The organism is Peteryoungia desertarenae, assembly GCF_005860795.2.
Lineage (GTDB): Bacteria > Pseudomonadota > Alphaproteobacteria > Rhizobiales > Rhizobiaceae > Allorhizobium > Allorhizobium desertarenae.
In genome coordinates this window covers 692,832-714,687 of sequence record NZ_CP058350.1, presented here as the reverse complement: position 1 = coordinate 714,687, position 21,856 = coordinate 692,832, and the positions used below count along the sequence as shown (strand labels likewise).

At 58.1% G+C, this 21,856-nt stretch carries 23 protein-coding genes; 20 read left to right on the top strand and 3 right to left on the bottom strand.

What is annotated here, in order from left to right:
• The first annotated feature begins 5 nt into the window (after positions 1-5).
• The 3 genes from FE840_RS03385 to FE840_RS03375 are packed head-to-tail and all read left to right on the top strand — an operon-like array spanning position 6 to position 1,430.
• Entirely contained in the window at positions 6-299 is a 294-nt protein-coding gene (locus FE840_RS03385; protein WP_138287192.1) for a YciI-like protein, read from the top strand.
• Between the two features lie 3 nt (positions 300-302).
• The gene (locus tag FE840_RS03380) at positions 303-734 is read left to right on the top strand and encodes an EVE domain-containing protein (RefSeq protein ID WP_138287194.1); all 432 of its coding nucleotides are present in this window, start codon (positions 303-305) and stop codon (positions 732-734) included.
• A 9-nt stretch (positions 735-743) separates the two neighbouring features.
• Positions 744-1,430, top strand: a complete 687-nt coding sequence (locus tag FE840_RS03375) for a class I SAM-dependent methyltransferase (protein ID WP_138287196.1) — start codon at positions 744-746, stop codon at positions 1,428-1,430.
• On the opposite strand, the gene FE840_RS03370 is transcribed toward FE840_RS03375, so the two are convergent.
• Complete coding sequence (locus tag FE840_RS03370; protein WP_138287198.1) at positions 1,397-1,741, bottom strand: hypothetical protein; 345 nt, start codon at positions 1,739-1,741, stop codon at positions 1,397-1,399. The genes FE840_RS03375 and FE840_RS03370 overlap by 34 nt on opposite strands.
• Before the next feature lie 291 nt (positions 1,742-2,032).
• On the opposite strand from FE840_RS03370, the gene sdhC reads away from it, so the two are divergent.
• From sdhC to FE840_RS03290, 16 genes are all read left to right on the top strand, one after another.
• Positions 2,033-2,428, top strand: a complete 396-nt coding sequence (gene sdhC, locus FE840_RS03365; RefSeq protein ID WP_138287200.1) for a succinate dehydrogenase, cytochrome b556 subunit — start codon at positions 2,033-2,035, stop codon at positions 2,426-2,428.
• Between the two features lie 10 nt (positions 2,429-2,438).
• Complete coding sequence (sdhD, locus tag FE840_RS03360) at positions 2,439-2,819, top strand: succinate dehydrogenase, hydrophobic membrane anchor protein (protein ID WP_138287202.1); 381 nt, start codon at positions 2,439-2,441, stop codon at positions 2,817-2,819.
• A 6-nt stretch (positions 2,820-2,825) separates the two neighbouring features.
• The gene (gene sdhA, locus FE840_RS03355) at positions 2,826-4,667 is read left to right on the top strand and encodes a succinate dehydrogenase flavoprotein subunit (protein ID WP_138287203.1); all 1,842 of its coding nucleotides are present in this window, start codon (positions 2,826-2,828) and stop codon (positions 4,665-4,667) included.
• An 18-nt stretch (positions 4,668-4,685) separates the two neighbouring features.
• Positions 4,686-5,465 (top strand): succinate dehydrogenase iron-sulfur subunit, encoded by a 780-nt coding sequence (locus FE840_RS03350; RefSeq protein WP_138287205.1) that lies wholly within the window; start codon positions 4,686-4,688, stop codon positions 5,463-5,465.
• 195 nt (positions 5,466-5,660) lie between these two features.
• Positions 5,661-6,185, top strand: a complete 525-nt coding sequence (locus FE840_RS03345; protein ID WP_138287403.1) for a protease inhibitor Inh/omp19 family protein — start codon at positions 5,661-5,663, stop codon at positions 6,183-6,185.
• 57 nt (positions 6,186-6,242) lie between these two features.
• Positions 6,243-7,409 carry a cell division protein ZapE gene (gene zapE, locus FE840_RS03340; RefSeq protein WP_138287206.1) on the top strand — a complete coding sequence of 389 codons (1,167 nt, stop codon included), beginning with the start codon at positions 6,243-6,245 and terminating at the stop codon, positions 7,407-7,409.
• A 173-nt stretch (positions 7,410-7,582) separates the two neighbouring features.
• Positions 7,583-8,545 (top strand): malate dehydrogenase, encoded by a 963-nt coding sequence (gene mdh / locus FE840_RS03335; protein ID WP_138287208.1) that lies wholly within the window; start codon positions 7,583-7,585, stop codon positions 8,543-8,545.
• A gap of 45 nt (positions 8,546-8,590) precedes the next feature.
• Complete coding sequence (sucC, locus tag FE840_RS03330) at positions 8,591-9,784, top strand: ADP-forming succinate--CoA ligase subunit beta (RefSeq protein ID WP_138287210.1); 1,194 nt, start codon at positions 8,591-8,593, stop codon at positions 9,782-9,784.
• Positions 9,785-9,801: 17 nt separating this feature from the next.
• Positions 9,802-10,704, top strand: coding sequence for a succinate--CoA ligase subunit alpha (gene sucD, locus FE840_RS03325; RefSeq protein WP_113379200.1), 903 nt, complete (start codon positions 9,802-9,804; stop codon positions 10,702-10,704).
• A gap of 168 nt (positions 10,705-10,872) precedes the next feature.
• The gene (locus FE840_RS03320; RefSeq protein ID WP_138287404.1) at positions 10,873-13,857 is read left to right on the top strand and encodes a 2-oxoglutarate dehydrogenase E1 component; all 2,985 of its coding nucleotides are present in this window, start codon (positions 10,873-10,875) and stop codon (positions 13,855-13,857) included.
• Positions 13,858-13,914: 57 nt separating this feature from the next.
• Positions 13,915-15,144: a 2-oxoglutarate dehydrogenase complex dihydrolipoyllysine-residue succinyltransferase gene (gene odhB / locus FE840_RS03315; RefSeq protein ID WP_138287212.1), complete on the top strand. Its 1,230-nt coding sequence runs from the start codon at positions 13,915-13,917 to the stop codon at positions 15,142-15,144.
• 12 nt (positions 15,145-15,156) lie between these two features.
• Positions 15,157-15,570, top strand: a complete 414-nt coding sequence (locus FE840_RS03310) for an MAPEG family protein (RefSeq protein ID WP_138287214.1) — start codon at positions 15,157-15,159, stop codon at positions 15,568-15,570.
• An 8-nt stretch (positions 15,571-15,578) separates the two neighbouring features.
• On the top strand, positions 15,579-16,079 hold the full coding sequence (locus FE840_RS03305; protein ID WP_138287216.1) for a hypothetical protein: 501 nt from the start codon (positions 15,579-15,581) through the stop codon (positions 16,077-16,079).
• A 35-nt stretch (positions 16,080-16,114) separates the two neighbouring features.
• Positions 16,115-17,521: a dihydrolipoyl dehydrogenase gene (gene lpdA, locus FE840_RS03300; protein ID WP_138287218.1), complete on the top strand. Its 1,407-nt coding sequence runs from the start codon at positions 16,115-16,117 to the stop codon at positions 17,519-17,521.
• 131 nt (positions 17,522-17,652) lie between these two features.
• Positions 17,653-18,150, top strand: a complete 498-nt coding sequence (locus FE840_RS03295; protein WP_138287219.1) for a cytochrome b — start codon at positions 17,653-17,655, stop codon at positions 18,148-18,150.
• A 23-nt stretch (positions 18,151-18,173) separates the two neighbouring features.
• On the top strand, positions 18,174-18,674 hold the full coding sequence (locus FE840_RS03290) for a DUF2867 domain-containing protein (RefSeq protein WP_138287221.1): 501 nt from the start codon (positions 18,174-18,176) through the stop codon (positions 18,672-18,674).
• On the opposite strand, the gene FE840_RS03285 is transcribed toward FE840_RS03290, so the two are convergent.
• Both FE840_RS03285 and FE840_RS03280 read right to left on the bottom strand, forming a co-directional pair.
• Positions 18,655-19,746 carry a TraB/GumN family protein gene (locus tag FE840_RS03285; RefSeq protein ID WP_138287222.1) on the bottom strand — a complete coding sequence of 364 codons (1,092 nt, stop codon included), beginning with the start codon at positions 19,744-19,746 and terminating at the stop codon, positions 18,655-18,657. The two genes, FE840_RS03290 and FE840_RS03285, sit on opposite strands and share 20 nt — an antisense overlap.
• 78 nt (positions 19,747-19,824) lie before the next feature.
• On the bottom strand, positions 19,825-20,748 hold the full coding sequence (locus FE840_RS03280) for a tyrosine recombinase XerC (protein WP_138287224.1): 924 nt from the start codon (positions 20,746-20,748) through the stop codon (positions 19,825-19,827).
• Positions 20,749-20,899: 151 nt separating this feature from the next.
• Between FE840_RS03280 and FE840_RS03275 the strand changes: the two genes are divergently transcribed.
• Positions 20,900-21,802 carry a GNAT family N-acetyltransferase gene (locus FE840_RS03275; protein WP_138287226.1) on the top strand — a complete coding sequence of 301 codons (903 nt, stop codon included), beginning with the start codon at positions 20,900-20,902 and terminating at the stop codon, positions 21,800-21,802.
• Positions 21,803-21,856 lie beyond the last annotated feature (54 nt).

The window sequence follows — 21,856 nt, the reverse complement described above, 5'->3', positions numbered from 1 at the left end:
GACCTATGCTTTTTGCCGTCATCTGTGCCGACAAGCCCGGCCATCTCGACTTGCGCATGTCGACAAGACCGGCTCATGTCGAATGGCTGAACGGCCTTAACTCTGCCGGCACGCTCAAAATTGCAGGGCCCTTCCTTGATCAGGATGGCAAGCCCTGCGGGTCTATGTTGCTTATCTCAGCCTCTGATCTCGAAAGCGCAAGGGCACTTGCCGCGCAGGACCCCTACGCACTCGCCGGGCTATTCGAAACCGTCGAGGTCAAGCCTTACAACTGGGTGTTCAACAATCCGGAGGCATGAGCAATGGCGTTCTGGCTCTACAAATCGGAACCCTTCAAATGGTCCTGGGAGATGCAGAAGGCCAAGGGTGCTGCGGGCGAGGAATGGACCGGGGTGCGCAACTACCTGGCTCGCAACAACATGCGCGCCATGAAGATCGGCGACAAGGGCTTCTTCTATCACTCCAATGAAGGGCTGGAGGTTGTCGGAATTGTCGAAGTCTGCGCCCTGTCGCACCCCGATTCGACGGCAGAAGGTGACCTTCGCTGGGACTGTGTCGACATTCGGGCTGTCTGCGACATGCCGAAACCGGTCTCGCTGAAAGAGATCAAGGCCAATCCGAAGCTTCAACAGATGTCGCTCGTGACATCCATGCGGCTTTCCGTGCAGCCTGTGACTGAGGATGAGTATTTTGAGGTCTGCCGTATGGGTGGACTTGATAACCCGCCCGTTTGAAGGTGTCCCCTGAAGACCGATCCAGAGCGATTCATTCTTGAAAATACGAGCGTTCTGGCTCCGCCCCATGTGCCAGAGATCAGACTTCATCTTGCGTCTGAGGTGCATGATCTCTGGCTGAAAACGCAAGAAGATCTGGAGGCGATCGGCTTGCCGCCTCCCTTCTGGGCATTTGCCTGGGCGGGCGGGCAGGGGCTAGCGCGCTTTATTCTTGATCACCCGGAAACGGTCAGAGGAAAAAGCGTTCTCGATTTTGCCAGTGGCTCCGGCATCGTTGCAATTGCTGCCGCGATGGCGGGTGCAAGAGATGTGATCGCCACGGACATCGATCCTTGGGCAAAAGTCGCACTGCGGCTGAATGCCGCTCTCAACGGAGTCGCCATCAGTTTCTCGCAGGAGAACCTCATAGGACATGACGTTAATGTCGACGTGATCCTGGCAGGCGACGTCTTCTATGACAACAGCTTTGCAGAACCGCTGGTCGCATGGCTTGGGCAGCTCACGACAAGGGGGCACTTGGTCATAGTCGGTGATCCGGGACGGAGTTACAGACCACGCGAAAATCTGCGCCAACTTGCGGTCTATGAAGTCCCGGTCTCAAGGGACCTTGAGGATAGCGAGGTCAAAAGGACCGTTGTCTGGGCATTCACGAGCGGGCCAGATCAGGGCCTGATCACACAGACTCCGGCTTCGTAAGAGCAAAGAGAATCTTCGTTTTCTGGATCAATTTCAATGATATAGGCCTTCGGCGCCAGTTTGACCTTCACGACATTTCGCGGTGTTCGGTTGACCGCAAAATAGATGCCATTTCCCTTGACCCGGACAGCCGCAATGCTACCGGCAAATGTACCGATGCCTGGGACTACAGAAGGCAGACCGTCGCCACCAATGATGGCGCTTCGATCTGCGGCGTGCTGATGGTGGAAATCCCCGGCATGAGCGGTCAGGGCGAGGCCAGAAGCGGTCAGGACAGCCGCAGTCAGTACGGATAGACGAAAACGAGCCATGGAACCGGTGCCTCCTGCAAAGGGTTAACGATCTGTTAACGCAAGATGAAGGACTTCGTTGCTAAAGTCATCTGCTAACTGGCTTTTTTCGTATGGGAAGTGCTGTTCGAGTATCCTGCTAAAGTTCTATTCACTCGAATCGATTAAATTGAACACGGCAAGCGAATGTGCTTGTCGTCCGGGATTTCGGGGATTAAACGTCGCCGTGATGCAATGCACCCAATTTGGGCTGTTCATTGTTTTAGGAGATGTCCGACTGCTCGGACCGCATCGAGACGCCGCGAGGTTTAGATGGCGAATGTGACAAGAAACCGGCCTTTGTCGCCGCATCTGCAAGTTTACAAGCTTATTCCAACGATGTTGATGTCGATTCTTCATCGCATCACTGGTGCCGCATTGTATTTCGGAACCCTGCTCGTTGCCTGGTGGCTCGTTGCCGCCTCGACGGGAGCCGCCTACTTCGAGTGGGTCAACTGGTTCATGGGAACGATCATTGGGCGCCTGATCCTGTTTGGCTATACCTGGGCTTTGATCCATCACATGCTCGGAGGGTTGCGGCACCTGATGTGGGACGTTGGTTATGGCTTCGAAAAGCACTTCTCGACGAAGCTCGCCAAGGCAAACATCATCGCTTCGGTCATCTTGACCATCGTTATCTGGGCGATCGCCTATATCATTCGAACCTGAGGCACACTTCATGAACATGCGCACTCCGCTCGGCAAGGTACGTGGGCTGGGCTCTGCAAAAGAAGGCACCGAGCATTTCTGGCGTCAGCGCCTGACGGCAGTTGCCAATATTCCGCTTCTTCTTTTCTTTGTAGGCTTCATGGTGATGTACAACGGTGCTCCCTATGCGGAAGTGGTTGCCGCATTGTCGCACCCGTTCGTTGCCGTTGTCATGGCACTGGTCGTGCTGTCGGCCCTGATCCATATGAAGCTGGGCATGCAGGTGATCATCGAGGATTACGTCCACACCGAGATCACGAAGCTGATGCTTCTCATGCTCAACACATTTTTCGCGGTCCTGATTGGTGGTCTCTGTCTTTTCGCCATCTTGAAGATCGCATTCGTAGGATAATTCAACATGGCAACCATTCATAACTTCGCGCAGAACGGCAAAGCCTACACCTACGTGGACCATTCCTATGACGTGGTCGTTGTGGGCGCCGGCGGTGCTGGATTGCGTGCGACCCTCGGTATGGCAGAGCAGGGCTTCAAGACCGCATGCATCACCAAGGTCTTTCCGACACGCTCGCATACTGTTGCGGCACAGGGTGGTATCGCCGCATCGCTTACCAATATGACGCCTGACTGCTGGCAGTGGCACCTCTACGACACTGTCAAGGGTTCCGACTGGCTCGGTGATGTCGACGCCATGCAGTATCTCGCCATGGAAGCGCCGAAGGCTGTTTATGAGCTTGAGCATTACGGCGTGCCTTTCTCGCGTAACGAGGAAGGCAAGATCTATCAGCGTCCGTTCGGCGGCCACATGCAAAACTATGGTGAAGGCCCTCCGGTCCAGCGTACCTGCGCTGCTGCGGACCGCACCGGTCACGCCATCCTGCATACGCTCTACGGCCAGTCGCTACGCAACAATGCCGAGTTTTTCATCGAGTATTTTGCGCTTGATCTGATCATGTCTGACGATGGTCGCTGCACCGGTGTCGTGGCATGGAATCTTGATGACGGGACCATTCATCGCTTCGCCGCGAAGATGGTCGTGCTTGCGACCGGCGGTTACGGTCGCGCCTATTTCTCGGCAACTTCTGCCCATACCTGCACCGGTGACGGCGGCGGCATGATCGCGCGTGCGGGCCTTCCGCTGCAGGATATGGAATTCGTCCAGTTCCATCCGACCGGTATTTACGGCGCGGGCTGCCTGATCACCGAAGGCGCGCGTGGCGAAGGCGGTTACCTGGTCAATTCCGAAGGTGAGCGCTTTATGGAGCGCTATGCGCCGTCGGCCAAGGATCTTGCATCCCGTGACGTCGTCTCGCGCTGCATGACGATGGAAATCCGCGAAGGCCGTGGTGTAGGCAAGAATAAGGACCACATCTTCCTGCATCTCGACCACCTTGATCCGGCTGTCTTGCACGAACGCCTGCCGGGCATTTCGGAATCGGCGAAGATCTTTGCTGGTGTTGACGTGACGCGGGAGCCGATCCCGGTTCTGCCGACCGTTCACTACAACATGGGCGGCATTCCAACGAACTACTGGGGTGAAGTGCTCAATGCCGACAGCAACAATCCGGAGCGGATTGCGCCCGGCCTGATGGCGGTCGGTGAAGCCGGCTGCGCGTCGGTTCATGGGGCAAACCGTCTCGGCTCCAACTCGCTGATCGACCTCGTCGTTTTCGGTCGCGCTGCTGCGATCCGCGCCGCCCAGATCATCGACAAGGATGAGCCGATCCCGCACCTTAATGTTGCCGCTTGCGACAAGATCATGGACCGCTTCGACAAGACGCGTCATGCCTCGGGCCAAACCCCGACCGCTGTGCTGCGCGACAAAATGCAGCGCGCCATGCAGGAAGACGCGGCTGTCTTCCGCACGCAGGAATCGCTTGAAAGTGGCTGCCGCCGTCTGGATGCGATCTGGAAGGAACTGCCCGACATCAAGGTGACCGACCGCTCGATGATCTGGAACTCGGACCTTGTCGAGACACTTGAGCTGCACAACCTCATGGCCAACGCGATCACCACGGTCTATGGAGCTGAAGCGCGCAAGGAAAGCCGTGGTGCGCATGCTCGTGAAGACTACAAGGATGGTCCGATGGGAGGTCGCGATGACGAGAACTGGCGTAAGCACACGCTTGCCTGGGTCTCGGAAGCTGGTGACGTGAAACTCGACTATCGTCCGGTTCACACCGAACTGATCGCTGACGGCATTGATCCGCAAAAGATCGCGCCGAAGGCTCGCGTCTATTGATCTGAAGAGGACCCGACCATGGTAGAACTCGCTCTCCCGAAGAACTCGCAGATCACCGAAGGCAAGGTGTGGCCGAAGCCCGCCAATGCCAAGAATGTTCGCGAGTACCGGATCTATCGCTGGAACCCTGATGATGGGGCCAATCCGCGCATCGACACCTATTACATTGATGTCGATGACTGTGGACCGATGGTTCTTGATGGTCTTCTCTACATCAAGAACAACATCGACCCAACCCTGACCTTGCGCCGTTCCTGTCGCGAAGGCATCTGCGGTTCGTGCGCGATGAACATCGATGGCACGAATACGCTCGCCTGCACGAAGGGCATGGACGAGATCAACGGCACCGTGAAGGTCTATCCGCTGCCGCATATGCCGGTCGTCAAAGACCTGGTGCCCGACCTCACCAATTTCTATGCTCAGCATCGTTCGATCGAGCCCTGGCTGAAGACGGTGTCGCCGACGCCTGCCAAGGAGTGGAAGCAGACCCATGAGGACCGTCAGAAGCTCGACGGTCTCTACGAGTGCATTCTCTGCGCCTGCTGCTCGACATCCTGTCCCAGCTACTGGTGGAATGGCGACCGTTATCTCGGCCCGGCCGTACTTCTGCAGGCTTACCGCTGGCTGATCGACAGCCGTGACGAGGCAACCGGCGAGCGTCTCGACAATCTTGAGGATCCGTTCCGTCTCTATCGCTGCCACACCATCATGAACTGCGCCCAGGCCTGCCCGAAGGGCCTCAACCCTGCCAAGGCGATTGCCGAGATCAAGAAGATGATGGTCGAGCGCCGCGCTTGATCTAAAACTTTTGTGATGATTTGAACAAACAAAGCCGCCAAGCGTTGAGCTTCGGCGGCTTTGTGTTCAACAGAATGCCGAATGCGCATGGCTGCTCAACGATATGTCGACTTGATTAACCATATCGGCGTATCATATTTCAAACTCAGTTATACGGCAGGTTGCGGTCAGGGCCGCAAGAGCGGGAGTGTAATGATGAAGATTTATCAGGCGGTCACCGGGGTCGCCCTAGTTCTGGCGCTCGCTGGATGCCAGCGGACATCGTTCAACAATATCAATTCCGCGAACAGCGCGCTCCCGCCGTTACAGGCGCAGCCGGTTCCAAGCGTACAGTCTGGCGCGTTGCCGCCTCCGGGGATCAGTGACCCGTCTCAGTTTCCGGCGGCTCCGACTGCCCCTACCGGCGATGCAGTGGCAAGCGCGGCACCTGCCAACGCTCTTGACGTCACCAAGGAGTCGATGGTCGGCAACTGGCGTGTTTCGAATGCCGGCGTGAGCTGTGACATGTTCCTCACGCTCACAAATCTCGGAAGTGGTGCGCGCGGCGGTACGCGTGGATGCGCCGGTGAACTGACAACCATGGGATCATGGGAAGTGGCGGGACGCCAGATCCTCTTGCGTGATCGCAATGGGAATACCATTGGCACTCTCTATAAGTCGGCAGAGGCTCGCTTCGATGGGACCACATCGAGTGGACAGCCGATCACATTGAGCCGCTGAGTTCGAATTATACGTCCGCGTGTCGGCGATCTGGCCGACACCCCAGCGGGGCAATGCATGAAACCCATTCCCGATTATGCCATGAGTGTCGCGGAACAACTGCGTGCGCGCACCGTCAATGGCGAGCTTCAGGCTGACCCCGCTCAGATGGGTGTAGCCAACAAGCTGGATCGCATTCTACAAGACTTGAAATCCAGACGTCCTGCGTCCAAAAGCAGTGCTTTGGGGTGGATCTTCGCCCAGCGCCGTAAGCCGCAGCAGCAGATCCGTGGTCTCTATGTCCATGGTAGCGTTGGTCGCGGCAAGACCATGCTCATGGATCTGTTCTTCAATCTCGCTCCCATCGAGAAGAAGCGCAGGGCTCATTTCCATGAGTTCATGGCAGATGTGCATAATCGCATTCATGTTCATCGGCAGAAACTCAAGAATGGAGAGACAAAGCAGGCCGATCCGGTGCCGCCCGTCGCCCACGCGCTGAGGCAGGAGGCGCAGCTTCTTTGTTTCGACGAATTCACGGTAACGGATATTGCCGATGCCATGATCTTGTCGCGGCTGTTCACCGAGCTGTTTTCACGCGGCTCCATCCTTGTTGCAACGTCCAATGTGGAGCCGGTCAACCTCTATCGTGACGGGTTGAACCGAGGTCTGTTCCTGCCGTTTATTGATCTTCTCAGTCGACATGTCGAGGTTGCCTCGTTGGATTCTCCGACCGATTACAGAATGGAGAAATCGGAGGGTCTACCTGTCTATGTCGCGCCGCTGTCCGTGGAAACAAAGCTGAAAATGGACATGGCGTGGAACCGGGTGACGGCTGGCCTTCCCGAAGCTTCCATCGAGATCGAAATGAAGGGACGCCAGATTGAAGTCCCGAAAGCGGCCGGTCGGGCGGCTCGTTTCGCCTTTGCCGAACTGTGCGAGCGTCCCCTCGGTGCGTCAGATTACCTGGCGATCGCAAAGCGATTTGATATCGTCTTCATCGAGAATGTGCCGCATCTGGGTCCCGAGAAGCGCAACGAAACGAAGCGTTTCATTATTCTCATTGATGCTCTTTATGACGCCAGCGTCCGCGTTTTCATCTCCGCAGTGGCGATGCCGGAGCAATTATTGACCGAGAAGAAGGGTACCGAGGGGTTTGAGTTCGACCGGACGGTCTCGCGGCTCTTTGAGATGAGAAGTGAAGACTATTTCGCGCTGCACAAAGAAAAACGTCGGAAAACACCATGACAGATTAATAAATATCTTACGTTTACGTAAGATATTTATGATCTAACCGATTGAAATATATGCGCAGAAAATTATCGGTTGCGAATTTCGACTGTTGAGGTTATGCGAAAACCCACAAATGCTGGCCTTCAAGCGGTCCGGCTTTGGTTATGGATCTAGAAGGAAGCTCTTCAATGGCGCGCAACAAGATCGCTCTTATCGGTTCTGGAATGATTGGTGGTACGCTGGCGCATCTCGCCGGTCTCAAGGAACTGGGCGACATCGTCCTGTTCGACATCGCGGACGGCATTCCGCAGGGCAAGGGTCTCGATATTGCCCAGTCGTCGCCTGTTGAAGGCTTTAATGCGAAAATGACCGGCGCGAGTGATTACTCCGCGATCGAAGGCGCTGATGTCTGCATCGTGACCGCCGGCGTTGCGCGCAAGCCCGGCATGAGCCGCGATGACCTGCTCGGGATCAATCTGAAGGTCATGGAACAGGTCGGCGCCGGCATCAAAAAGTATGCACCCAACGCCTTCGTTATCTGCATCACCAACCCGCTCGATGCGATGGTCTGGGCCCTGCAGAAGTTCTCCGGCCTTCCGGCCAACAAGGTCGTCGGTATGGCCGGCATTCTAGATTCGGCCCGTTTCCGCCTTTTCCTTTCGGAAGAATTCAACGTTTCGGTGCAGGATGTAACCGCGTTCGTTCTCGGCGGCCATGGTGACACGATGGTCCCGCTGGCACGCTACTCCACCATTGCCGGTATCCCGCTGACCGATCTCGTCAAGATGGGTTGGTGCACGAAGGAGCGTCTGGAAGAGATCATCCAGCGCACCCGCGATGGCGGCGCCGAGATTGTTGGCCTTCTCAAGACCGGTTCGGCCTATTACGCGCCCGCCGCATCTGCGATCGAAATGGCGGAATCCTTCCTCAAGGACAAGAAGCGTGTTTTGCCTTGCGCCGCCTTCCTGTCGGGTCAGTACGGCGTCAAGGACATGTATGTCGGTGTGCCGGTTGTCATCGGTGCCGGTGGTGTCGAGCGCATCATCGAGATCGACCTGAACAAGGCCGAAGAAGAAGCCTTCCAGAAGTCTGTCGGCGCCGTTGCCGGCCTCTGCGAAGCCTGCATCAACATCGCTCCGGCTCTCAAGTAATTGCCTTAGCCCCGTTACCGGGCGGCCCAGAACAGGGACACGACAATGAACATTCATGAATACCAGGCCAAGGCTCTTCTGAAGAGCTTTGGTGCACCGGTCGCCGAAGGTGTGGCGATCTTCTCCGCAGAAGAAGCCGAAGCCGCTGCCAAGCAGCTTCCCGGCCCGCTCTACGTCGTCAAGAGCCAGATCCATGCCGGTGGTCGCGGCAAGGGCAAGTTCAAGGAACTGCCGCCGGAAGCCAAGGGCGGCGTTCGTCTCGCTTTTTCGATCGATGAAGCCAAGGCACATGCCAAGGAAATGTTCGGCAATACGCTCGTGACCGCTCAGACCGGCGACGCCGGCAAGCAGGTCAACCGTCTCTACATCGAAGACGGCGCCGACATCGCTCGCGAACTCTATTGCTCGCTGCTCGTCGACCGCTCGGTCGGCCAGGTTGCCTTCGTCGTTTCGACCGAAGGCGGCATGGACATCGAGGCCGTTGCCCATGACACGCCCGAGAAGATCCACACGATCGCGATCAACCCGGAAACCGGCGTCACCGCTGCCGATGTTGCCAAGATCTCGGCTGCGCTGGAACTTTCCGGTGCTGCTGCAGAAGACGCGAAGTCGCTCTTCCCGATCCTCTACAAGGCCTTCTCCGAAAAGGACATGGCTTTGCTCGAGATCAACCCGCTGATCGTCATGAAGAATGACCATCTGCGCGTTCTCGACGCCAAGGTTTCCTTCGACGGCAACGCTCTGTTCCGCCACGACGACGTTCGCGCCCTGCGCGACGAGACGGAAGAAGACTCCAAGGAAATCGAAGCCTCCAAGTGGGACCTCGCTTACGTGGCCCTCGACGGCAATATCGGCTGCATGGTCAACGGTGCCGGTCTCGCCATGGCGACGATGGACATCATCAAGCTCTACGGCAAGGAGCCGGCAAACTTCTGCGACGTCGGCGGTGGCGCAGGCAAGGAGAAGGTCGCGGCTGCCTTCAAAATCATCACCGCTGACCCGAAGGTCGAGGGCATCCTCGTCAACATCTTCGGCGGCATCATGAAGTGCGACGTCATCGCGGAAGGCGTGATCGCCGCCGTGAAGGAAGTCGGCCTGAAGGTTCCGCTCGTCGTGCGCCTCGAAGGCACCAATGTCGAACTTGGCAAGAAGCTCCTGAACGAATCCGGCCTCGCGATCACCGCAGCCGACGATCTGGACGACGCTGCCAAGAAGATCGTTGCGGCGATCAACGGCTAATCTAAGGGACCTAACTGATGTCTATTCTTGTAAACAAGAACACCAAGGTCCTCGTTCAGGGCCTGACCGGCAAGACCGGCACCTTCCACACCGAACAGGCGCTCGCCTATTACGGCACGCAGATGGTGGGCGGTATCCATCCTAAGAAGGGCGGCGAAAACTGGACCGGCTCCAAGGGTGAAACGCTGCCGATCTTCGCGACCGTTGCCGAAGCCAAGGAAAAGACCGGCGCGGATGCATCCGTGATCTACGTTCCGCCGGCCGGTGCTGCGGACGCCATCATCGAAGCCATCGATGCCGAGATCCCGTTCATCACCTGCATCACCGAGGGTATCCCGGTCATGGACATGGTGCGGGTCAAGGCCAAGCTCGACAAGTCCAAGTCGCGTCTGCTGGGTCCGAACTGCCCGGGCATCCTGACGCCGGAAGAGTGCAAGATCGGCATCATGCCGGGCTCGATCTTCCGTAAGGGTTCGGTCGGTATCGTTTCGCGCTCGGGAACTCTGACCTACGAAGCGGTGTTCCAGACTTCGAACGAAGGTCTCGGCCAGACGACCGCTGTCGGTATCGGTGGCGATCCGGTCAAGGGTACCGAATTCATCGATGTGCTCGAGATGTTCCTGGCCGATCCGGCCACGACCTCGATCATCATGATCGGCGAAATCGGCGGCTCGGCTGAAGAAGATGCAGCCCAGTTCTTGATCGACGAAGCCAAGAAGGGCCGCAAGAAGCCGATGGCCGGCTTCATCGCGGGCCGGACTGCTCCGAAGGGCCGCACCATGGGCCATGCCGGTGCTGTCGTTTCCGGTGGCAAGGGCGATGCCGAATCGAAGATCGCCGCCATGGAAGCGGCCGGCATCAAGGTTTCGCCTTCGCCGGCACGTCTGGGCAAGACCCTGGTCGAAGTCCTCAAGGGCTGAGACACTGAACTTTGAAATGCCAGGCGGAGGATTGCGCATCGCAATGGTCCGCCTGGATCTGCATATCAGGCATATGGAATTTAGCGCTTTCGCGCGATCAGAGCGGCAGGCCGGGCATCCGGCTAACACTTAAAGTCGGGAGGCGGGCTGAAAGGCTCGCGAAACATGATGGGTAGGCAAGAAGCCAACGAGCAGTTCCTGATCACGTCCTTCCTGGACGGATCGAACGCAGCCTATATTGAACAGCTCCATGCGCGCTATGAGGAGGATCCCTCCTCGGTCTCTGCTGAATGGCAGGCCTTTTTCAAGGCGCTGGCCGATAATCCGTCTGACGTCAAGAAAGCTGCCTCGGGCGCGTCCTGGCGCCGCAGCAACTGGCCGATTGCCGAAGGTGGCGAACTGGTATCAGCACTGGACGGCAACTGGGGCAAGATCGAAAAGGCAGTCGAGACCAAGGTGAAGGCGAAGGCCGAAGCCGCCGGTCAGACCATTTCGGAAGCCGAGGTGCTGCAGGCGACGCGCGACAGCGTGCGCGCCATCATGATGATCCGTGCCTATCGCATGCGCGGCCACCTGCATGCCAAGCTCGACCCGCTCGGACTGGCTGCACCAGTCGAAGACTATAATGAACTGTCGCCGACCGCTTACGGCTTCTCGGAAGCTGACTATGATCGCAAGATCTTCATCGATAACGTGCTCGGTCTCGAATATGCGACAATCCGCGAAATGCTGGAGATCCTGCAGCGGACCTATTGCTCGACGCTCGGTGTCGAGTTCATGCATATTTCCAATCCGGAGGAAAAGTCCTGGATTCAGGAACGGATCGAAGGGCCGGACAAGGGCGTTGACTTTACGCCGAACGGCAAGAAGGCCATCCTTCAGAAGCTGATCGAGGCGGAAGGCTTCGAACAGTTCATCGATGTCAAGTACAAGGGAACCAAGCGCTTCGGCCTGGATGGTGGCGAGTCGCTCATTCCGGCTCTTGAGCAGATCATCAAGCGCGGCGGTCAGGACGGTCTGGAAGAGATCGTTCTCGGCATGGCCCATCGTGGACGTCTCAATGTTCTTTCCCAGGTCATGGGCAAGCCGCATCGCGCCATCTTCCACGAGTTCAAGGGCGGCTCGTTCAAACCAGACGAGGTCGAAGGCTCGGGGGACGTGAAGTATCACCTTGGTGCATCGTCTGACCGCGAATTCGACGGCAACAAGGTTCACCTGTCGCTCACCGCAAACCCGTCCCACCTTGAAATCGTCAATCCTGTCGTGATGGGCAAGGCCCGCGCCAAGCAGGACCAGATTGCGAAGGTGTGGGAGGGGGACATCGTTCCGCTCAAGGAGCGCGCCAAGGTTCTCCCGCTGCTGCTGCACGGCGATGCGGCATTCGCGGGTCAGGGCGTCGTTGCCGAAATACTCGGGCTTTCCGGTCTGCGTGGACACCGCGTCGCCGGCACGATGCACTTCATCATCAACAACCAGATCGGCTTTACCACCAATCCGGCCTTTTCGCGTTCGTCGCCTTATCCGTCCGACGTCGCCAAGATGATCGAGGCGCCGATCTTCCACGTCAACGGCGATGATCCGGAAGCGGTCGTCTACGCAGCCAAGATCGCGACCGAGTACCGGATGAAGTTCCACAAGCCGGTCGTGGTTGACATGTTCTGCTATCGCCGCTTTGGACACAACGAAGGCGATGAGCCCGCGTTCACGCAGCCGAAGATGTACAAGGAGATCCGGGCGCACAAGACCGTCGTCCAGATCTATGGCGAGCGGCTGATCGCTGAGGGTTTGATCACCGAAGGCGAACTTGAAAAGATGAAGGCCGACTGGCGCGCCCATCTCGAACAGGAGTTCGAGGCCGGCCAGAGCTACAAGCCCAACAAGGCGGACTGGCTCGATGGAGCATGGTCCGGTCTTCGCACGGCCGACAATGCCGATGAGCAGCGTCGCGGCAAGACCGCAGTGCCGATGAAGCAACTCAAGGAAATCGGGCGGAAGCTGTCGACGATTCCTGACGGTTTCAAGGCACATCGCACCATTCAGCGCTTCATGGACAACCGTGCGCAGATGATCGAAAGCGGTGAGGGGATCGACTGGGCGATGGCGGAGGCACTCGCTTTCGGCTCGTTGGCTGTCGAAGGCCACAAGATCCGTCTGTCTGGCCAGGACTGTGAACGCGGCACCTTCAGTCAGCGTCATTCGGTTCTCTACGATCAGGAGACCGAAGAGCGCTACATCCCGCTTGCCAACCTTGCGCCCAACCAGGCCCGTTACGAAGTCATCAACTCGATGCTTTCGGAAGAGGCGGTCCTTGGCTTCGAATACGGCTACTCGCTGGCCCGTCCGAATGCGCTGACACTCTGGGAAGCCCAGTTCGGTGACTTCGCCAATGGTGCACAGGTCGTGTTCGACCAGTTCATTTCATCGGGTGAACGCAAGTGGCTGCGTATGTCCGGTCTCGTCTGCCTGTTGCCGCATGGCTATGAAGGGCAGGGGCCGGAGCATTCGTCGGCGCGCCTGGAGCGCTTCCTGCAGCTATGTGCGGAAGACAATATGCAGGTTGCCTATTGCACGACGCCGGCCAACTACTTCCACATTCTGCGTCGTCAGGTGAAGCGTGACTTCCGCAAGCCGCTCATCCTGATGACTCCGAAGTCGCTTCTGCGTCACAAGCGTGCGACGTCGAGCCTGGCCGAAATGGGCGGCGAAAGCTCGTTCCACCGTCTGCTGTGGGATGATGCCGAGGTGATCAAGGACGGCCCGATCAAGCTGCAGAAGGATGCGAAGATCCGTCGCGTCGTGATCTGCTCTGGTAAGGTCTATTACGACCTGCTTGAAGAGCGTGAAAAGCGCGGCATCGACGATATCTACCTGCTGCGCATCGAACAGCTCTATCCTTTCCCGGCCAAGGCGCTCATCAACGAGCTCAGCCGCTTCCGCAATGCGGAGATGGTCTGGTGCCAGGAAGAGCCGAAGAACATGGGCGCCTGGTCGTTCATCGATCCGTATCTGGAATGGGTGCTTGCCCATATCGACGCCAAGTACCAGCGCGTGCGCTACACCGGTCGCCCGGCTGCCGCCTCGCCGGCAACGGGCCTGATGTCGAAACACCTCGCCCAGCTCGAAGCCTTCCTGGAGGACGCGCTGGGCGGTTGATCCACCCGGTTGCATTCTCCCAGACTGAAACGTTCTCTGATCAACGGAATTGAGATCATGGCCACTGAAATCCGCGTACCCACCCTCGGCGAATCCGTCAGCGAAGCCACTGTCGGCACCTGGTTCAAGAAGGTCGGTGACACCGTCAAGGCTGACGAACCCATCGTGGAACTGGAAACCGACAAGGTCACTGTTGAGGTTCCCGCTCCAGCCTCCGGCGTTCTGACGGAAATCGTTGCCCAAAACGGCGAAACCGTTGGTCTTGGTGCCCTGCTTGGCCAGATCGCCGAAGGTGCAGCCGGTTCTGCCGGTGCGTCTGCTCCGGCGCCTGCCGCAGCACCGGCTCCCGCTGCAGCGCCTGCTCCGGCCGCCGCTGCTCCGGCTGCTCCATCCGCCATGCCGGCCGCCCCGGCTGCCGCCAAGCTTGCTGCCGACAACAACATTTCGACCGCCGACGTCGACGGTTCCGGCAAGCGTGGCCAGGTGCTGAAGGGTGACGTTCTTGCCGCAATCGCCAAGGGCAGCTCCGCTCCGGCACCTGCCGCTGCCCCGGCTGCACCGCGCCCGGCTTCGTCGGCTGACGACGCCTCGCGCGAAGAGCGCGTCAAGATGACCCGCCTGCGCCAGACGATCGCCAAGCGCCTCAAGGACGCCCAGAACACGGCTGCCATGCTCACCACCTATAATGAGGTGGACATGAAGGCGGTTATGGACCTGCGCAACCGCTACAAGGACATCTTCGAGAAGAAGCATGGCGTGAAGCTCGGCTTCATGGGCTTCTTCACCAAGGCCGTCACGCATGCGCTGAAGGAACTGCCGGCCGTCAATGCCGAAATCGACGGCACCGACATCATCTACAAGAACTACTGCCATGTCGGCGTTGCCGTCGGCACGGACAAGGGTCTCGTGGTTCCGGTCGTGCGCGATGCCGACCAGATGTCGATCGCCGAAATCGAGAAGGAAATCGGTCGCCTCGGCAAGGCAGCCCGTGACGGTCAGCTGTCGATGGCCGACATGCAGGGCGGCACCTTCACCATCTCGAACGGTGGCGTCTACGGCTCGCTGATGTCCTCGCCGATCCTGAATGCACCGCAGTCGGGCATCCTCGGCATGCACAAGATCCAGGATCGTCCGGTCGTCGTTGGCGGACAGATCGTCATTCGTCCGATGATGTATCTGGCGCTCTCCTACGATCACCGTATCGTCGACGGCAAGGAAGCTGTTACCTTCCTCGTTCGCGTCAAGGAAAGCCTTGAGGATCCGGAGCGCCTGGTCCTCGATCTCTAAGGAGACCTCTCGATGGAGCCGGTATCCGCGTCCGCCTCTCCGCTTGTCCTGCTCCTTGCCTGGAGCGTGGTCCTGCTGGTGGCGCATGTCCTCCTCCAGGGCATGCTCGCCACCAAGGAGTTGGGTACGGAGTGGAACGCCGGCCCTCGTGATAGCAACCAGCAGCCGGCGGGGAAGTTCGCCGGTCGCGCTGCTCGGGCGTCATCGAATTTCCGTGAAACCTATCCGGCCTTCGTCGCGCTTGCAGCAGGGCTGCTTTTCAGCGGTGAAACATCCGGCCTCGGCCTCACCGGAGCCGTCATCTGGTTCGTCGGGCGAATTATCTACTATCCTCTCTATCTGGCCGGCATCCCCTATATCCGTTCGCTCGTCTGGCTCGGCACGATGGCCGGTCTCGGCCTGATGTTCCTCGCGCTCGTGTTTTGAGGTGGGGCATGGGCTCGTCGTCAGGAGCAATCGTTCTTCTTGCAACGCTCGCGTTCTCTCACGCGGCGTCTGCCGCTGAGTGCCTGATCGAAAAAGCCATTTATCGCGAAGCCGAAACCGGGGTCGAGCTGGTCTTTGCCGCCGCCAGCGGCGAGAACACGCCGGTCACCCATGGGTTTACCACCACGATTGCCGGAGTGACGCTGGACGGGCGCGTGCTTTATGATCCAGAGCTTGACCGGCCTATCGGCATGCTGATGAACAACTGCCCCGAGGGCGACGTGACCGGTGAGACGATCAACGCCTGCACCGTCTGGAAGGGCATCATCTACAGCATCGATGTGAAGATTGGCCATGTCGATCTTCTGCCGCCTGAAGGCGCTGATGCGCCCGATGCGCTTCTATTGCCGGGCTTTGGCCCGGCCATCCTGTCATCCGCAGCGGGCAAGGCGCTGGACGTCGGTCCCTGGGATGTCTTCGAATTCAAACAATGCGCGTCCAAGATGTGACGGGCAGTCTGCAAAACAGGCAAAGGAACGAACTGATGGCTTATGATGTAGTGGTAATCGGCAGCGGCCCCGGCGGTTATGTCTGCGCGATCAAGGCGGCTCAGCTTGGCATGAAGGTTGCCGTCGTTGAAAAGCGCCAGACCTATGGCGGCACCTGCCTCAATATCGGCTGCATCCCGTCCAAAGCCCTGCTGCATGCGTCGGAAGTCTTCCACCATGCTGCCCATGGGATGGCTGATCTTGGTGTCGAAGTCGGCGCACCGACGCTGAACCTTTCCAAGATGATGGCGCACAAGGACGCGACTGTGAAGTCGAACGTCGAGGGCGTCTCCTTCCTGTTCAAGAAGAACAAGATCGACGGACTCCAGGGCACCGGCAAGATCCTCGGCGCGGGCAAGGTGCAGGTCACCAACGATGCCGGTGAGGTCCAGGTTCTCGAAACCAGGAACATTGTCATTGCCACTGGCTCCGACGTTGCCGGCATTCCGGGTGTTGCCGTCGAGATCGACGAGAAGGTCATCGTGTCCTCGACCGGCGGTATTGCCCTCGAAAAGGTCCCCGCCAAGATGATCGTCGTCGGCGGCGGTGTCATCGGCCTCGAGCTCGGCTCGGTATGGTCGCGCCTTGGTGCCAAGGTGACCGTCGTCGAATATCTCGACACGATCCTCGGCGGCATGGACGGCGAAGTCTCCAAGCAGTTCCAGCGCATCCTTGCCAAGCAGGGCATGGAATTCAATCTCGGCGCCAAGGTCACCGGTGTGCTCAAGTCCGGTGATGGCGCCAAGGTCACGTTCGAGCCGGTCAAAGGCGGCGAAGCCCAGACGCTCGACGCCGACGTCGTGCTCGTCGCCACCGGCCGCAAGCCCTACACATCTGGTCTCGGCCTCGAAGAAGCCGGTGTTGCGCTTGATAATCGTGGCCGCGTCGAGATCGACGGCCACTACCGCACCAATGTCGCCGGCATCTATGCCATCGGTGACGTGGTCAAGGGCCCGATGCTTGCTCACAAGGCGGAAGACGAGGGCGTGGCACTCGCCGAAATCCTCGCCGGCCAGCATGGCCATGTGAACTATGACGTCATCCCGGGTGTCGTCTACACCCAGCCGGAAGTGGCTTCCGTCGGCAAGACCGAGGAAGAGCTGAAGGCTGCAGGCGTTGCCTATAAGGTCGGCAAGTTCCCGTTCACGGCAAACGGCCGCGCCCGCGCCATGCTCGCCTCCGACGGTTTCGTCAAGGTTCTCGCCGACAAGGACACGGATCGGGTTCTCGGTGTCCATATCATCGGCCTCGGTGCCGGGGAGATGATCCACGAGGCTGCCGTGCTGATGGAATTTGGCGGTTCCTCGGAAGATCTCGGCCGCACCTGCCACGCGCATCCGACCATGTCTGAAGCCGTGAAGGAAGCAGCACTCGCGACCTTCTTCAAACCGCTGCACATGTGATGCAGGCGACCTGACATAGGTCAATTATTATATTTCGGTAAGGTTGAAGGCCGTCGCTTGTTCCTCATGCGGCGGCCTTTATCATGCCAAGGCAATGCCTTCCCATTCACCTGACAAAAGGCAAAAACCCCATGGCTGTCGCTCCAACCTCCTTTTCGATTCCGCAGAAAGCCCTGCATTGGCTGATGGCCCTGCTCATCCTGTTCAATCTCATCTTCGCCGAGGCGATGGAGGAGGTGGCAGAGGCCTATGAACGAGGCGAGGTGCCCTCTGCCGAGGATCTGACCTTTGCCAATATCCATGCCTATGTCGGGATCGCGGTGCTCTGTCTTGGCATTGTCCGCCTGGCGCTGCGGTTAAAGCAGGGTGCGCCGCTAGCGCCGGTGGAAGAGCCGGCCATTGCCCAATTGGCTGCCAAAGTCGCACATGGCAGCTTCTATGTATTGTTCTTCCTGCTTCCGCTGAGCGGTATCGGCGCCTACTATTTCGCCAACGAGACCGCAGGTTTCGTCCATGGTGGTCCGTTGAAGAGCCTCATGTGGCTATTGATCGCAGCGCATATCGCTGCCCTTGTGGTACATCAGTTTTATTGGAAGAGCCCGGTTGCAGGTCGGATGACCCGTGGTTAGCGGCAACGAGACGGAGATTACAGATGGGTGCGGTGGAAAGCCTTGAGGTTCGGCTGCCGCATCCTGACCTGCCTGCGGGAGACTGGGCCGACAGTTACGCTGTAAGTGTCTCGCGCGTAGATCTGGTCGCATTGGATGTAGCGAAATCCATGTTCGGTGATGTGCCGCGTTGGGTTCGTACACTTCTTGCTTTTCGCAATCGCATCGTCAGCCTGGTCGGTTTGAAGTCAGCCGAACTGAAGATGACGGGTCGGGAAAGCATCGGTGGCTTTCCCCTTCTGGCCTCGACCGGCGATCAGGCGCTGCTCGGCTTTGATGACTGGCATCTTGATTTCAGGATCCTGATCTCTGTTGAAAAGATCTCGGGAGGTCGACAGAGGGTGAGGGTGACAACCTTGGTAAAAAGACACAACCTGTTCGGTCGCATCTATATCTTCGTCGTTACGCCATTTCATCGGCTGATCGTTCGAAGCTTTCTGAGGCGTTTTCTTGCTGCACAGATGGTCATTCGCCAACCAGTGTGACTTTGTATCCCTTCTGTCGCAGCAGTTCGACAAGGCCCTGTTCGCCCGGCAGATGAAGCGCTCCTACCGCAATGAAGGCGTTGCCTGCTTCCAGATGCTGCAGACTTCGCTCTGCCATGAGAATGTTGCGGTCTGTGATGATGCGCTTTTCAAAGGCTGCGTAGCCATTGTCATCGCCCGATGCGTATTCCTTGGTCACGGCCCGCAGCATAGGCATGGTCATGCCAATCTCACCTGCCAGATAGAGTTCGGTCATGGTCTCCATGACGTCGTCCATCTTTTCACCGAGTGCGATGGTTTCCAGCAGGGCCTGAAAGTGGAATTCGAGTGGCAGGGCCGCCATGGCTTGCAGTTGTTCAACCAAGGTTTCCAATCCGGCAACCTCTTTGCCTGCCTTGAGCGCATCCTCTGCGATCTGTTTGTCCAGGAAAGACGCGCCATTGGCCTTGCGTTCGAGTTCGCAGGCCGGCAACGCGACAAAGCTTGCGATCAGCCATGGTTTCATGCGGGAGACCGCCAGCAAAGAGAGGCCGCGCTCCTTCAATCCTTCTTCGAGGATTCCAACCTGCTCCTCGGAAAGAAAATCGTTGATGCGCTCGCCGCCACTGAACATGGTCAATTCCGGATGCATCAATAGTGCAGCGGCCGCCTTCCTCTCATCAAGGATTTCATCCGACTCAATTACGATCACATCTGCCGCCGCGGCTGCTTCGCGGGCGCCGGTCGGCTTCCGCAGGACACGCGGATCGGTCACATGCATCGTGCCGAGGAGGTAGGAAGGCTCAACACCGTCCTTTTCAACTTTCCAGAAGATGCCTCTGCCATTCGGTATGGCACTCGCCTCGGTTTCTGCTTCGGCAAGCAAGGCTGGATCAGCTTGTTTCAGTTCCAGAAGGAGATTCCGTCCGGTGCAGCTTGTCTCGGAAGCGTTGGCCGGGGTCAGGCTGGCGGCTATCAGAATAAAAGACAGGAGCACAAGGGTGTGAAACGCTGCCAGAAACCATAGGGTCGCATCGCCCGGAGTGAGGTGGCGACTAAAGCTTCGGATGGACTGGAGAGAGCGATCGAGCATCGTGAACCCCTTTGGTTTGCCGGAGCCTAGAAGCATGTCCCTCACTTTCGCTTAACCGCGATGGTTAACACAAGGTTGTCAGGCCCGCGGATGGGCTTTGTCGTAGATGTCGAGCAAGCGGGTGGAATCGACGCCGGTATAGACCTGTGTTGTCGACAGGCTCGCATGACCTAGAAGTTCCTGGATCGTCCGCAGATCGCCTCCGCTGCCCAGAAGATGGGTGGCGAACGAATGTCTTAACGCGTGGGGTGTCGCGGAGTCTGGCAGTCCGAGCGCAGACCGAAGGCGCTGCATCGATCTCTGAAGGATCGCCGGCTGGAGCTTTGCCCCGCGAGCGCCCCGAAACACCGGTTCATTCTCGGGAAGATCATAGGGACACAGGCGGATATAGGCCTGAACTGCATCATCGACGGCTGGCAAGAGTGGGACCAGACGCGTCTTGTTGCCTTTTCCGATGACACGAAGGGATTTGGGATTACCCCGGAATGCTGCCGGTGTAAGGGCAAGAGCTTCGCCGATACGCAAGCCGCAACCATAGAGCAGCGACAGGATTGCTGCGTCCCGTGCCGCAATCCATGGCTCGTCATGCATCTGGGTCGACACGTTCACGACAGTGAGCGCCTGAGAACCCGTCAGCGGTTTGGGAAGCGATTTTGGCTGGCGCGGCGAGCGAACAGCACCGGCTGCTGCTGCATTGACCAAACCACGTTTCTCGAGATGACGCAGGAATGAACGCAATCCGGCGAGATGGCGACCAAGTGACCGTGCCCCTGCACCTTCCTTTCGCCTTGCTGCAAGAAAAGCGCGAAGATCAGCCGGTCTAAGACTGCTGATGTTGTCCAGCCTGACCAATCCACCGGCATAGCCTGCGAGAAAGGTCAGGAATTGCCGGGTGTCTCGTTCGTAGGCTTCAAGAGTGTTTGCCGCGAGGCGCCGCTCGCTTGCCAGGCTCTGAAGCCAGGCCTGTCTTTCCAGAAGAAGATTTTCGTCAGCGGGGATCAAAACTGGAACCCAAACGTTGCGTAGGTCACGGAAGCATCATTGCGCAAGGATGCATCAGACCCGTTAGGGAAGCGCTAACGATGTCGGGTTGTCATCCGCCGATCACACAGACTTGTCATTGATGTCGGCAATGACACGCGGGGTTATACAGATGAGAAGGGCTTCCCTCACGACCTTCGGGCATTTTGCGGAAACGCTGCAGCTTATTTCTCAGGGACAACCCGGGCATATTGTCGATACGCTGATTGCCGAGCGTGGTGAAAAAATCGTCCACCACCCAATGTGGCCCGTTATGCGGCCATTTCTTTACAGTGTTTTGCGATACTCGAAGGCTATCGAATTTGCCGATGATGTGGTCAATCTCCCGGGTTTCCAGGCATTCGAGTATCTGAGCAATGTTCTCAGTCTCGACATTCGCGTGCATCATGAAGAGCGTATCCCGGCCCGCGGCGGCTTCATCATGGTGAGTAATCATCCGACCGGGATCGCAGATGGTGTCGCAGTTTTCGACCTGTTGAAGCACCGTCGTCCCGACATGATGTTTTTCGCGAACCGGGATGCCATCCGCGTTAATCCTCGACTTGTCGAGATGATTATTCCGGTCGAGTGGCGCGAACAGCACAAGACAAAACTCAAGGCGCGTGAGACGCTGAAACTTACCAATCATGCCGTCGAGCAGCAGAAGGCGACCATCCTATTTCCCTCTGGACGTATTGCCTATTGGGCCCATGGTCGCCTGAATGAGCGTCCCTGGAAGACGTCTGCTGTCGGTCTTGCCCGCAAATACAATCTGCCGATCCTGCCGGTCCACATGAAGGCGCGCAATTCAGGCCTGTTTTACTGGCTGGCTAAATGGTCGACCGAATTGCGGGATATGACCGTTTTCTACGAACTGCTGAACAAGAAGGGACAGGTATTCGACTTCACGATTGGAAAGATGATCCAACCGGATTTGCTCGATGGTGATCCGATCAGGGTGACGCGGGCGCTTGAACGGCATACCGTTTTCGATCTGCGAAACGATCCGCATGCCGCTTACCTGCCAGACGTATAGGCGTGAATTCATCTGAAAAGCTGGGCCGCTAGTTTCCATTCGGGCGAGGGCCGG